11 protein-coding genes and 1 tRNA gene are annotated in these 12,890 nt (G+C 54.3%); 7 read left to right on the top strand and 5 right to left on the bottom strand.

Translation table 11 applies throughout. From position 1 onward, the window contains the following. Positions 1 to 16: 16 nt before the first annotated feature. Both rssB and rssA read right to left on the bottom strand, forming a co-directional pair. Entirely contained in the window at positions 17 to 1,030 is a 1,014-nt protein-coding gene (gene rssB / locus J1784_RS20065; RefSeq protein WP_217150645.1) for a two-component system response regulator RssB, read from the bottom strand. A 96-nt stretch (positions 1,031 to 1,126) separates the two neighbouring features. Continuing rightward, a complete protein-coding gene (gene rssA, locus J1784_RS20060; RefSeq protein ID WP_217150644.1) occupies positions 1,127 to 2,038 on the bottom strand; it encodes a patatin-like phospholipase RssA in 912 nt (303 codons plus the stop codon). Positions 2,039 to 2,187: 149 nt separating this feature from the next. Here rssA and J1784_RS20055 point away from each other — a divergent pair, with 149 nt between their 5' ends. The 3 genes from J1784_RS20055 to J1784_RS20045 all read left to right on the top strand — a co-directional run bounded on the left by J1784_RS20055 (position 2,188) and on the right by J1784_RS20045 (position 3,843). Next, positions 2,188 to 2,652: a YchJ family protein gene (locus tag J1784_RS20055; protein ID WP_217150643.1), complete on the top strand. Its 465-nt coding sequence runs from the start codon at positions 2,188 to 2,190 to the stop codon at positions 2,650 to 2,652. 44 nt (positions 2,653 to 2,696) lie between these two features. Beyond that, positions 2,697 to 3,545: a formyltetrahydrofolate deformylase gene (gene purU, locus J1784_RS20050; RefSeq protein ID WP_101076920.1), complete on the top strand. Its 849-nt coding sequence runs from the start codon at positions 2,697 to 2,699 to the stop codon at positions 3,543 to 3,545. Positions 3,546 to 3,758: 213 nt separating this feature from the next. Then, positions 3,759 to 3,843, top strand: a tRNA-Tyr gene (locus J1784_RS20045). A 55-nt stretch (positions 3,844 to 3,898) separates the two neighbouring features. Here J1784_RS20045 and J1784_RS20040 read toward each other — a convergent pair. The 3 genes from J1784_RS20040 to J1784_RS20030 are packed head-to-tail and all read right to left on the bottom strand — an operon-like array spanning position 3,899 to position 8,333. Beyond that, a complete protein-coding gene (locus J1784_RS20040; protein WP_217150642.1) occupies positions 3,899 to 5,731 on the bottom strand; it encodes an ABC transporter ATP-binding protein in 1,833 nt (610 codons plus the stop codon). 16 nt (positions 5,732 to 5,747) lie between these two features. Beyond that, a complete protein-coding gene (locus tag J1784_RS20035; RefSeq protein WP_217150641.1) occupies positions 5,748 to 7,181 on the bottom strand; it encodes a M81 family metallopeptidase in 1,434 nt (477 codons plus the stop codon). Positions 7,182 to 7,193: 12 nt separating this feature from the next. Then, a complete protein-coding gene (locus J1784_RS20030; protein ID WP_217150640.1) occupies positions 7,194 to 8,333 on the bottom strand; it encodes an ROK family transcriptional regulator in 1,140 nt (379 codons plus the stop codon). Between the two features lie 235 nt (positions 8,334 to 8,568). Between J1784_RS20030 and J1784_RS20025 the strand changes: the two genes are divergently transcribed. From J1784_RS20025 to J1784_RS20010, 4 genes are read left to right on the top strand one after another with little or no spacing between them, the layout of a single operon-like run. Beyond that, positions 8,569 to 10,113, top strand: a complete 1,545-nt coding sequence (locus J1784_RS20025) for an ABC transporter substrate-binding protein (RefSeq protein ID WP_217150639.1) — start codon at positions 8,569 to 8,571, stop codon at positions 10,111 to 10,113. A gap of 27 nt (positions 10,114 to 10,140) precedes the next feature. After that, entirely contained in the window at positions 10,141 to 11,061 is a 921-nt protein-coding gene (locus tag J1784_RS20020) for an ABC transporter permease (RefSeq protein ID WP_120506836.1), read from the top strand. After that, on the top strand, positions 11,061 to 11,927 hold the full coding sequence (locus J1784_RS20015) for an ABC transporter permease (protein WP_217150638.1): 867 nt from the start codon (positions 11,061 to 11,063) through the stop codon (positions 11,925 to 11,927). Before J1784_RS20020 ends, J1784_RS20015 begins: the two co-directional genes overlap by 1 nt. Continuing rightward, a complete protein-coding gene (locus tag J1784_RS20010; protein ID WP_217150637.1) occupies positions 11,924 to 12,853 on the top strand; it encodes an ROK family protein in 930 nt (309 codons plus the stop codon). The genes J1784_RS20015 and J1784_RS20010 overlap by 4 nt, the downstream gene beginning before the upstream one ends. Positions 12,854 to 12,890 lie beyond the last annotated feature (37 nt).

The raw sequence follows: 12,890 nt of genomic DNA, 5'->3' as shown, positions 1-12,890 counted from the left end.
AAGACAATAACTTTGCTCACTCTACGGACAGCATTAATCTCAGACGCCCACCCGAGCCCCATACCTGACACTGCCACGCATCACATTTCTGACTGATTTGATTAGAATATGTCGCGCCCGTCGTGCCCAGCGGAACACCGTTACTGAGCTGGATCATATTTGTTCCGGTATTGACGTTGGCATGTAATCCGGCAGAAACCAGAATGAGATTCTTAAACCCTGCGTGATAATAGCCGAGCAACAAAGGGAATTGCCCTTCAAGATTAGCCTGCCTGAAAAGATGATTAACTTGCTTAAGCAATGTTGACATCTGCGGCAGCCGCTGTTGCTGATTACTCAAATGCTCACGTAATAAGCTGTTAAAAATTGCCCGCAATAATAATGCCGCCAGAACGCCGTTCTCATTCGCGCGGGTGACATCCAGACAATAAAACCCGAGATCTTTGGATGACAGCGCAGCAATATCGAGCACCAGCCCCGGATGCTCCGCCGTCGTCAGTTGTCGGTAATTAATGCGACAATTCGCCAGCGTTTGCTGAACCGGCGGTTGCAGTTCCTGCAATAACCGTTGTGCTTCATTGGGATTACGGCACAGCGCTTCCCAGTCCTGAACCAGCGAACTTTCTTCCATTGCCTGCGAGGAAAACAGCTTTGGGTACAGTGACGAAAGCAACGCCTCACGTAAACGCTGCAAATCGTTAATGGGTTTGAGCAACACATCTTCGACGCCGAGTCGCAACATAGATGCGACATCGGTCATTTTGTCTGTGGCAGAAATCACCAGCACCGGGATTTTATTGCCCTGCAACCGCAGGTTTTCAACAAACTCCATCCCGCCCATTTCTGGCATTGCTAAGTCACAGAGGATCAGGTCAGGCGGGTAGTCTTCAAGCAGGGATAACGCTTCAAGACCATTCTCAGCTTCAGTAAAAGTGGCACCCAGTGAACTTACATAGCCAGCAAGAATTGATCGGAAAACGGCTTCGTCTTCAACGATGAGAATATGCTTGCTTGTAAGTGGCTTGTCCATCAGGGTCCCCCAGAATTTCTTATTCTAATAGTGGCTCATAAAGCCTGTTTTTGCTTGGCAGAATTGTCAGATTCAACCAAAGACGTTTTAAGCCATTCAGAATTGTCTATTTTTTATCAGGGGCAGCAACTGCTCTCTTTGCTTTTCAACCGCAAGACGGCCCGCTTCAATCGCTTCTTCTGCGCGATGAAAATCCAGCGTCGAAATCTGCGGGCAATACGGCTGGATCAACACATCCGGCGGATCGCCTGCCATGCGGTTACGCTTAAGCCGGTTCTCCAGCACCTGAATAGAGGTAGACATAATCTCCATCGCCGAAGGGCTGACATTCGGCTTTCTGGCGTTCGGGCGGGTTAAGCGCTGGCGGATTCTGTCACGCCAGCTGACTTCTTTCTCAGTATTTAGTGCTTCTCCGGTCGGCTGAACGGTAAGCAAATCTTGCTGCATCAGATGTGCGTCATGCTGGAGATCGACAGCAATCACGATATCCGCCCCCAGAGCGCGGGTCAGTGACACCGGAACCGGATTCACAACTGCACCGTCAACCAGCCAGTAACCGTTATGCCAGACCGGCGCCAGCAGACCCGGCATACTGCACGAGGCGCGAATAGCCAGATGCAGGTCGCCTTCGGTCAGCCACAGTTCGCGACCGGTACTCAGATTGGTCGCCACGGCACCAAACTTCTTCGAACATTTTTCAAATTCATCGATGCGGATCAGCTGACCGACCGCATTAAAAACTCGCTCCCCGCGCAGCAAACCTCCGCGTCGCCATGAAAAATCCATCAGCCGCAACACATCCCAGTAGCTGAACGAGCGCACCCAGCTTTCAATCGCCGGTAATCTGTTGCTCACATAAGCGGCACCGACCAGCGCCCCGACCGAACAACCTGCCACTACATCGACTTCGATATCCATTTCCTTCAGGGCATTGATCACGCCAATGTGCGCCCACCCTTTTGCCGCTCCCGATCCCAGGGCAAGACCGATGGTGACTTTTCTGCTCATCTTATGACCTTAATATTACGCATATCTTAAGAATGGACCGGGAAGCGCGTTGTCACCCGGCGAGTTTGTTAGGTAACATATCACTTTGGTGCATTCAATAGCGCAGCCTGCGCATCGGATGTCGATGCCCGGACTATTCAGGAGTTTCTGTGTCAGAACTTTGCCCTTGCGGCAGCAGCCTTGCTTATGAAGAATGCTGCCAGCCCTACATCACTGAGAACAAACTGGCGCTTTCTCCGGCAGCTTTGATGCGCTCACGCTACACAGCCTACGTTTTGAAAAATGCGAGTTATCTGATCGCCAGCTGGCACCCTGACTGTCAACCAGAAAGATGGCGTGACAGTTTACAGGAAGGCTTTGCCAGCACGCACTGGCGAGGACTTCAGGTGATCAGCGAAACTGACGGGCGTGACAATAAGGAAGGCTTTGTCGAGTTTGCAGCGCGCTTCACTGAAGCCGGTGATGAACATATTCACCTCATTCATGAACGCTCCAGATTTCTTCGTTTAAAAGAACGCTGGTACTATATCGACGGAATTAAACCGCAGACAGGCCGCAACGACGCCTGCCCGTGCGGTTCCGGCAAAAAATATAAGAAGTGCTGCGGTAAATAATTCACCCGTAATATTTATAAGTCTTGGACAGGATCCACACCCTCATGCCGCAACAGAACGTACAAACCAAGGTATTACGCACCATTTGCCCTGACGCAAAAGGTCTGATCGCCAAAATTACTAACATTTGCTACAAGCACGAACTCAATATCGTGCAGAACAATGAATTTGTGGATCACCGCACCGGCCGCTTCTTTATGCGCACAGAGCTGGAGGGGATTTTCAATGACAACACCCTGCTGGCCGACCTGGACAGCGCACTGCCAGCCGGGTCAGTCCGTGAACTGAACAGCACCGGACGTCGCCGCATTGTCATTCTGGTCACCAAAGAGGCGCATTGCCTGGGTGACCTGCTGATGAAAGCCGCTTACGGTGGTCTGGATGTTGAGATTGCTGCGGTAATCGGTAACCACGACACCCTGCAGACGCTGGTTGAGCGATTCGATATTCCATTCCATCTGGTGAGTCACGACGGCCTGACCCGCGAACAGCACGACAGCGCGATGATTGCGCAAATTGACCAGTATCAGCCGGACTATGTGGTTCTCGCGAAATACATGCGCGTGCTCACACCAGGCTTTGTGCAGCATTATCCGCATCAGGTGATCAACATTCACCACTCTTTCCTGCCGGCATTTATTGGCGCGCGCCCGTATCATCAGGCGTATGAGCGTGGTGTAAAGCTGATTGGTGCCACGGCGCACTACGTCAATGACAATCTCGATGAAGGGCCGATCATCATGCAGGACGTTATCAACGTGGATCACACTTACACAGCTGAAGATATGATGCGCGCAGGGCGTGACGTTGAGAAAAACGTCCTCAGCCGGGCGTTATACCGCGTGCTGGCACAGCGCGTATTTGTTTACGGAAACCGCACGGTAATTCTGTAAACCGCATTCTGACGGTGCTTTTCGTTCAGAGAAGCACCGTTAAGAACAAAAAAACCGCAAACGAACTTTATTATCGCTTTCAGCGCTTTACACCTTCGAATCATTTGGTATTATGCGCCCCGTTCGCAGCTAACCGCTGTAACGAGAAATCATCCATGTAGCGCATGATGATTTATGGCTAAGAAGTACGTAGTAAATACCACGAAAAATTGTGGTGGGGTTCCCGAGCGGCCAAAGGGAGCAGACTGTAAATCTGCCGTCATCGACTTCGAAGGTTCGAATCCTTCCCCCACCACCATGTTCCAGACTCATCCCTGAGTCACTTCCCAGAAACACCTTCTCTGTATTCCCAATCAAACCTGAACAAAATGTCCTGCTGATACTTCCTGAAAGTGCCTTTGCGGTGGAACATAACCGTTATCACGCACCGGGCTTTTCAGTTCATCCACCTGCATTTGCCGCTTCAACATTCTGCGTGACGGATCCGGCACCGGGACTGACGCCATCAGTTTTTTGGTATACGGATGCTGCGGGTTATCAAATATCGCCCCGCGCGGGCCAATTTCCACGATTTCGCCCAGATACATTACCGCCACGCGATGACTCACCCGCTCGACCACCGCCATATCATGCGAAATAAACAGATACGACAGGTTCATGCTCTCCTGCAAATCGAGCAGTAAATTCACCACCTGCGCTTTCACTGACACATCCAGCGCGGAAACCGACTCATCGGCGACAATCACTTTGGGATCCAGTGTCAGGGCGCGCGCAATGCAAATTCGCTGACGCTGACCGCCGGAAAATTCATGCGGAAAACGGCGCAACATATCCGGTGATAATCCGACCTTTTGCAGCAGCGACGCCGCCTTCTCTTTCGCATCGCTGCGGTTATGCAGTTTGTGTTGCAACATCGGCTCGATCAGCGCGTCACCAATGCGCATACGCGGATTCAGGCTGGCGAACGGATCCTGGAATATCATCTGAATGCGCTGACGCATTTGCAGAATGTCGCGTTTTCCCAGATTGGTCACATCAAAGCCGTCGAAATCAATCGCGCCGCTGTGTGGTTTCAGCAGTCTGGTTACCGCGCGGCCGGTGGTGGACTTTCCGCAGCCAGATTCGCCGACCAGCGAAAGCGTTTCCCCCTGAAATAAATCAAAGCTGATGTTTTCCACTGCATGAACTGCACCAACCTGACGGCTGAAAATGCCGCCATATACCGGAAAACGCGCGCTGAGATTTTTCACCGATAACAACGGTGTCAGTCCGGAATCTATCGTTCCTGCGACTTCCTGCGGCACACTGGCTTCGCCGGTTTGCAGATTGATTTGCGGAAAGCGAAGCGGCCAGTCGCGCCCCTGCATCGACCCTAATTTCGGCACCGCCGCCAGTAATGCGCGGGTATACGGATGCTGCGGACGATGGAAAATATCTTCCGTTGCGCCGCTTTCCACCGCTTCCCCGCGATACATCACCAGCGTCCGGTCGGCAATCTCCGCCACCACGCCCATATCGTGGGTGATGAACAGCACCGCCATTCCTTCTTCTTCCTGCAACGTCTTGATCAAATCCAGTATTTGCCCCTGAATCGTCACATCCAGCGCGGTCGTAGGTTCATCTGCAATCAGCAATTTAGGTTTCAGCGCCAGTGCCATCGCAATCATTACGCGCTGGCGCATACCGCCGGAAAACTGATGGGGATACTCGTCAAACCGCGCTTTGGCATTCGGGATACGCACCTTCTCCAGCAACCGCAGGGTTTCAGCTCGTGCTTGTGCAGATGACATTCCGCGATGCCGCTTCAGGCTTTCGGCAATCTGACGGCCAATACTGAAAGTCGGATTGAGCGACGTCATGGGTTCCTGAAAAATCATCGCCATTTCATTGCCGCGGATATCACGCATTTGCTTGTCCGACAGACGCAACAGATTGCGCTGATTGAGCCAGACCTCGCCCTCAATCCGGCTGCTTTGCGCTTTGAGTAAACGCATCACTGACAGCGACGTCACGCTCTTGCCGGAACCGGATTCACCGACAATCGCCAGCGTTTCTCCAGCACAGACGTCAAACGACAAATCGCGCACCACCGGCAGCCAGTCGTCTTCGCCGAGAAATGAAGTGGTCAGATGCTTCACGCTCAGCACGGGCTGACGTTTTTCCTGCTGTCCGGCAGTCTGATTCATCTTTTTGGCTCCTGAATTATTTACTGCGCGCGGAAAGCTGCACCTGCGGCGTATAGCTGAAATCCCTGTCAAACGGGAACGTTTTGCGCGCTTTGCGGTGACGCGGCAAACGCTCTACAAACTGATCCACCACGCCGTTAGACAGTGCCATCAGATTGGGACTGGCAATCGGTGCCAGTTCCGGCGACAGATAACCGGATTTCACCACCACGATATCGGCAGTATGCGGATCCCGTTCCAGCACGGTGAAATCACTGATGTTGTGATACGGACGACGACGCGCCGACACCACCACATCAATTCCGCCGGTGCGCAATACTGCCTGACGGTCAGCCGGTGTCAGTGCATCGAGCAGGAAAACCACTTCAAACTCGCCTTTCACCTGCGGGCTGGAAGAGTCCAGCGAAGCACCGAGTGTCAGCGTCAGTACTGAACCCACGCCAGCATTGAATGCTGCATCGGTTGCAGGCGCATCGGCAATACCTGCCACAATCGTATTTTGCGCGTACTGTCTGATAAGCTCCTGCAACACATCCGCGCGGTCACCCACACCGCCACCCGTCGGGTTATCGCCGGAATCTGCCAGCACCACCGGACGTGTTTCACAGGCAATCGCTTTTTTCACGCAGGCTTCTACGGTGTCTGTTTCGCAGCCAAACACGAAATCTTCGCGTACGTCCCAGTAAGCCTGTGCCAGTTGCGTGCCCTGCTGTTCCAGCGCAGAACGGTCGGTGCCGGTCATGATAACCGCCGCCGTCGCCCGTGGTTCATCCGCCCACACATAACCGACCATCAGCGAGCTGTCCCACACGCCCTCAACTTCATCCATTTGTGGTAAACGGGCATACAAACTTTTCGCCGGTTCATCTTCCGTGCTGGTGCGTTCGCCGGGTAATACCACTGGCACCGGCACCCACAGCAGCGTCGGTTTTATGCCGGTTTGCAGATGTTTCACCAGCATGGCGACCGAACGGCGCATGGTTTCCTCCACATCGATGTGCGGCGCGGTGCGGTAAGTCGAAAACATATCAATGGCGTCGATGATCCGCTGCGAAACATTACCGTGCAGATCGTAACTGACGCTGATCGGACAATCAGGCCCGACGGCTTTACGCGCGGCAGCAATCCAGTCACCTTCAGCATCTTCCAGCCCTTCGACATACATCGCCCCGTGCATAGCCAGATATACGCCATCAAACGGTTTTTGCGCTTCCAGTCCAGCCAACATTTCCGCTTTGAATTTATCGTACGTCGCGCGGGCTACCGGCCCCCCGGCAATGGCGCGGGCATGGATCGTCGGTAAAAACGTCGCCGGATAATCCTGCAAAAAACGAAAACGCGGGGACGCCAGTAACTGGGCGTCACGCACGACGGTGAAATCCTTCTCCTCATTCAGCACCGGGTTATAAGTGCTGCATTCAATGTGGATACCGCTGACAGCTATACGCATGTTGATGATTCCTCAGACAGGCTTCAGACCGACCAGAAAGCGATGTGCAGCAATACTCGCCGCCGCGCGCGCCCAGGTGTCGTCGTTTAGGGTAAAAGTACGAACCGGCGTTTTTCCGGCATTTCCCGGCAAAACGTTAGCTTCGATAGACTGATGAACAACCGTACCAAACAGCCCGGAAAAATCGGCATCCTGATGTGCAATCAGGATCAGGTCCGGGTCATTAATTTGAATCAGATGGGATATCGCTAAACCGAGCGCCGAACCGGCACGGTGCAGAATACGCACCGCTTCGCTGACGCCCTGCATCGCCAGTTTTTCCAGGCCGCCGATGGTGGTCGTTTCCAGCCCGCCGTCTCTGGCCATTTCCGCAATGGCATTCAGAGACGCCAGCGTATCCAGACAGCCGCGCTTGCCGCAGCGACACGGCAAACCATTCAGTTCCAGCGTGCAGTGGGCGATTTCCCCTGCGCCACCGTGCAGTCCGCGATGCAGCTGACCGGCAACAAAGTGCGCGCTGCCGATGCCGGCGCCGTGGCTGACCAGCGTAAAGCTGCTCAGATCCCGCGCCTGTCCGAAATTTTTCTCACTCACCGCCAGCGCTTTGGCGTCATTTTCGATAGCCACGTCCATGCAGGTTGCCTGCGAAATCAGGCTGGCCAGCGGCACATCGCGCCAGCCAAGCAGCGCCGACTGCACGCAGGTGGACTGATGTTCATCGATAAGGCCGGATAACGTCACGCCCAGACCGACCAGCTTTTTCGCCGCTTCCGGATGGGGCTCCAGCAGTGCCGGTAACGCGCTGGCGATGTTTTCTGCCAGACGCTGCGGACTGGCATCTGCAATGAAAGATACCCGCGAAAGGATTTCGCCATGCAGATTGATCAGCGCCATCTGCGCCGGATTTTGCAGCAAAGAAACGCCCGCAAACCATGCGCCATCCGGATGAACCACCAGCCGTACCGACGGTCTTCCCTGTCCGTTTCCCGGCACGGTTTCCGCTTCGTGCAGGAAACCGGCGTCGATCATTTCACGCACCACGCCGCCAATTGCCGCTTTGCTCATTCCTGAAAGCTGCGCCAGTTCGGTACGGCTCAGACCGCCGGATGCATTAACCGCACCCAATATCTGACGTTGCAAAGTTGTTAGCATATTCGTTTCGGCGCTCTCAGTTTTCGGTCATCTGCATTGACATTAAACGGTAGAAATGGATATATCAATGCCAATTAGTTCACAAAATAAACTAAATGTTGGTATATAAGTATTTCATATGAACTATTTGTTAAATCTCTTTGTTAAAACAAACTGTCATTAAAACCGCTGTTTCAGCGAACCGGCAGACGTAGCCAGAGCCACTTAATCCGATTTTTCACGCAGAGGGCAGAACATGAAGATTACCCGTTACATCCGGCGTCCCGTGCAGTTAACGCTGCTGAGCAGTGCACTTCTGGCGGCGTTTTCGCTTCCGGTTTTCGCCGCCACACTGAACGTGATGCAAAACGAAGCGCCGCGCAGTATGGATCCGGGCAACCAGACCGCGACCTTCACCGGCACCGTGCTGGATCCGATGTATGAAGGCCTGTTGCGCATGTCGCCGCAGCTGAAACCCGAAGCCGCGCTTGCGACCTCGTGGAGCAGCGATGAAAGCGGACTGGTGTGGACATTCAAACTGCGCAGCGGCGTCACGTTCCATGACGGCACGCCGTTCAATGCCGATGCGGTAGTCGCTAACTTTGCCCGCCATCTCGACACCAAACGCGGTCTGGCGGCCAGCGGACGTCTGCGCACCTTCCTCGACAGCGTGACCAAAACCGACGACTCCACCGTCGTCTTCAAACTGAAAAAACCTTATCCGGCATTCCTGAATTTACTGACCACCGGCGCCTGCCTGATGGTCAGCCCGGCTGCCGATAAAACCGGGACACTCGACAGCAAAGCCGTCGGTACCGGGCCGTACAAAATGGTGCAATACAAAACCGGTGAATTCGTTCTGGAAGAAAAATATCCGGGTTACTGGGGGGACAAAGCCGCCGGGCCGGATGACATCAAATGGACGTGGAGCGCTGAACCTTCAGTGATGAATATGGCGTTGCAGGCGGGCGAAACTGATGTGATTAACCCGGTGCCGCCGCAGTTTGCCCGCGTGCTGAAAAACAATCCGAAGTTCGACCTGCATGAAAGCCCGGGTGCATCCGTATTCTGGGTGGCACTGAATACCGATCTCAAACCGCTCAGCGACGTCCGTGTGCGTCAGGCTCTGAACTACGCCACTGACCGTGACGGTCTGGTGCGCGCCATCATGTCCGGCTTCGCCCAACCGGCGAACTCTCCGCTGGCACCGGTCACTGCCGGTTATGACAAAACCCTGAACCCCTATCCATTGGATCTGGCAAAAGCCAAAGCCCTGCTCAAAGAAGCCGGTGTCGCTGACGGATTTACTATGTCGATTGCCGTGCAAGGTCAGGACGCGCGTATCGGTCAGGTGCTGCAAAGCATGTGGGCTAAAATCGGCGTGAAACTTGACGTGAAAATCATGGAAAGCGGCGTGTGGACCAAAGCGGCATTCGCCGATCAGGCCGGCAAAAAAGCCGATAACACCGGTGCGATTCTGGCTTCCTGGTCTTCCGGCGCGAACGGCGCAGACCTGCAACTTCGTCCGCTGTACTACAGCAAAAGTTTTGCTCCGGGTGGCGCGAATCTCGGTTTCTTTAATGATCCGAAACTGGATGAAATGTTAGACAAAGCCGCGTCGACACTGGATGAAAATACCCGCAACGCGATTTATGTTGATGCACAAAAAGAAATCAACCAGCAGGCGCCGCAGGTGCTGTTGTATTACCAGAATGATTTGTATGCCACCGGCAAAAACATTTCAGGCGTCACGATGATCCCGGGCGGGCAAATTGTGGTGAAAGATGCACAGAAAAAATAACCGCAGCATTTACAGTGGAAAATAGCCATGAAAGCCTATCTTGCCAAAAAACTCATCGCCTTCCCGATCATTCTGATCGGGGTTTCGATGCTGATTTTTGTGTCCATCCGCGCGCTGCCGGGCGATCCGGCGCGTCTGATGGCCGGGCCTGAAGCCACGCAGGAAGCCGTCGATGCCATGCGTGTGCGCCTCGGGTTGGATCAGCCGCTGGTGACGCAGTATCTGCATTTCGCCGGTGACGTTCTGCACGGCAATCTCGGCGTCTCGTTGCAGTCGCAGCAGCCTGTGACGCAGGAAATCGGAGAACGCATGCCTTACACGCTGATGCTGGCGGTGCTGTCATATTTTCTGGCAGTGGCGGTGGGCGTTCCGGCGGGCATGATAGGCGCGGTATACCGTAATCGCTGGCCGGATTTTGGCGTGATGTTGCTGGCAATTGCCGGTGCCTCCATCGCCAACTTCTGGCTGGGGCTGATGGCGATGAACACCTTCTCAGTCAATCTCGGATGGCTGCCGTTACTCGGCGCGACGTCGTGGAAAAGCTACATTCTGCCTTCTGTGACGCTTGCCGTTTTACCGATGGCGGTGATGGCGCGCATGACGCGTTCCAGCATGCTGGATGTGCTCTCGGAAGATTATATCCGGACAGCCCGGGCCAAAGGATTGTCGGCAACGACCGTATATTGCAGTCACGCGTTTCGTAACGCGCTGATCCCAATTGTCACTATTGTGGCACTTAACTTCGGCAGTCTGATTGGCGGCGCGGTGGTCACCGAATCCGTCTTTAACTGGCCGGGCATTGGCCGCCTGTTGGTGGATTCCGTGCGGTATCGCGATTATCCGGTTATTCAGGGCGTCGCGCTGGTGGCTGTCTGCGGTGTGGTGGTGATGAATCTACTCGGTGAATTACTGATCGCTTTCCTGAATCCAAAAATAAGGTTCGATTAATGTCTGCCATTATCACGCAATTACCCCGTCGCAAACCGCGCACGCTGCGGTTTTTCCGCTGGTTGTGGCGACATCCGGCAGTCTCCATCGGCGGATTTATCGTCAGTCTGATTGTGCTGATGGGCCTGTTCGCTCCGCTGATTGCCCGTCACGACCCCTACGCACAAGATCTGATTGATACCCTGCTTTCCCCTGGTGCCGATCACTGGTTTGGCACTGACGATTACGGCCGCGATATTTTTGCCCGCGTCATTTACGGGGCGCGTATTTCGATTATTGAAGTGGTGCTGAGCGTCGGTCTGGCAATGATTATCGGTATTCCGCTGGGCATTATTGCCGGTATGACCGGTCGTTATACCGACATGATCATTATGTGGTTTATGGATATGCTGTTCGCGTTTCCGGGCATCGTGCTGGCAATTTTGGTGGTCAGCATTCTTGGTGGCGGCCTGGTGAATCTGCTGATCGCCATTTCGCTGTTCGCCATACCTGTGTACGCGCGTCTGAGCCGTAACCTGACGCTCGGTTTAAAGCAGATGGAATATGTTGAAGCGGCGCAGGCGCTCGGGTTGTCGAATTACCGCATTATCGTGCATTACATTCTGCGCAATGCCATCGGGCCGATTATCGTGCAATCGACGCTGACCGCCGGCACTGTTATTCTCGCCGCCGCCAGCCTGTCGTTTCTCGGCCTGGGTGTGCAGCCGCCGATGCCGGAATGGGGTACCATGATGAGCGATGGCCGCAACTTCCTTGGCATTAATATCTACCTTTCGCTGTTCCCGGGTCTGGCCATTATGCTGACCGTGCTTGGTTTTAACGTACTGGGCGACGGGCTGCGGGATTTACTGGACACACGCTCATGACTTCTGCTGTTTTTTGCGCCGATATCGGCGGTTCATTTATTAAGTTTGGTGTTTCGCGCCATCCGGGCGAAATGGAAGAATGCGGCAAAGTCCCGACGCCGGTTTCTTCCTGGGACGATTTTGTGCAGGCGATGCAAGATCTGATCGACAAATTTGGCGTGGACTTACCTGCCGGAACACCGCTGGCGATTTCCACTGCCGGACTGGTTTCGCCACAAACCGGCGAAATGCTGGCGACCAATATTCCTGCATTTACCGGCCATTCGCTGGCAAGAGATCTCAGCGTTGCGCTTGCACGTCCGGTCACGGCGGCAAATGACGCCGATTGTTTTGCCCTTGCCGAAGCCCATGCCGGTAACGCGCAACATCAGCCGGTGGTGGTCGCCATTATTCTGGGCACCGGCGTCGGTGGCGGATTAGTGATCAACGGCCATCTGGTTCGCGGGCACGGCGGTGTCACCGGTGAATGGGGGCATGGCGCGATCACGCGCACGGAACTGATGATTAATGGCGAAAACTACTCCGTTCCGCGTCTGAAATGCGGTTGCGGCCAGATAGGTTGTCTCGACATGCTCGGCGGCGCACGCGGCATGGAGCGTTTGCATCACCATTTTCATCGTCAGAAAAAAACAAGTTTGGAGATCGTCACCGGCTGGCTGAATGACGATACCGACGCGTCTCTCACCGTCAACGCCTGGCTGGAACTCGTCGCCGAACCGCTGGCATTGCTGGTTAATATTCTCGGGCCTTCGCGGATTGTCGCCGGTGGCGGGCTGGCTTCTGCCACAGAACTGATCGCCGCCCTGGATGTAAAAGTACGCGGCGGGGTTCTGCACACTTATGAACACACGCTGCTGGTGCCGGGGAAATTCCTGACCGACGGTGGTCTGGTGGGTGCATCGGTGATGGGAAGAATGGAAAGTTAAAGTATTGCCCTCTCCTGCGGGATGAGGGCAATGTCAG

Origin of the sequence: Rahnella ecdela (genome assembly GCF_019049625.1) — a bacterium.
In the GTDB taxonomy this organism is placed as follows: Bacteria; Pseudomonadota; Gammaproteobacteria; order Enterobacterales; family Enterobacteriaceae; genus Rahnella; species Rahnella ecdela.
Note: the sequence above shows the minus strand (reverse complement) of the source record. Positions and strands in the feature narration are given on the sequence as shown.

Bases quoted from the DNA above. Each gene is read 5' to 3' on its own strand.
- rssB (WP_217150645.1), bottom strand. From the start codon at position 1,030: ATGGACAAGCCACTTACAAGCAAGCATATTCTCATCGTTGAAGACGAA.
- rssA (WP_217150644.1), bottom strand. From the start codon at position 2,038: ATGAGCAGAAAAGTCACCATCGGTCTTGCCCTGGGATCGGGAGCGGCA.
- purU (WP_101076920.1), top strand. From the start codon at position 2,697: ATGCCGCAACAGAACGTACAAACCAAGGTATTACGCACCATTTGCCCT.
- J1784_RS20040 (WP_217150642.1), bottom strand. From the start codon at position 5,731: ATGAATCAGACTGCCGGACAGCAGGAAAAACGTCAGCCCGTGCTGAGC.
- J1784_RS20035 (WP_217150641.1), bottom strand. From the start codon at position 7,181: ATGCGTATAGCTGTCAGCGGTATCCACATTGAATGCAGCACTTATAAC.
- J1784_RS20030 (WP_217150640.1), bottom strand. From the start codon at position 8,333: ATGCTAACAACTTTGCAACGTCAGATATTGGGTGCGGTTAATGCATCC.
- J1784_RS20025 (WP_217150639.1), top strand. From the start codon at position 8,569: ATGAAGATTACCCGTTACATCCGGCGTCCCGTGCAGTTAACGCTGCTG.
- J1784_RS20020 (WP_120506836.1), top strand. From the start codon at position 10,141: ATGAAAGCCTATCTTGCCAAAAAACTCATCGCCTTCCCGATCATTCTG.
- J1784_RS20015 (WP_217150638.1), top strand. From the start codon at position 11,061: ATGTCTGCCATTATCACGCAATTACCCCGTCGCAAACCGCGCACGCTG.
- J1784_RS20010 (WP_217150637.1), top strand. From the start codon at position 11,924: ATGACTTCTGCTGTTTTTTGCGCCGATATCGGCGGTTCATTTATTAAG.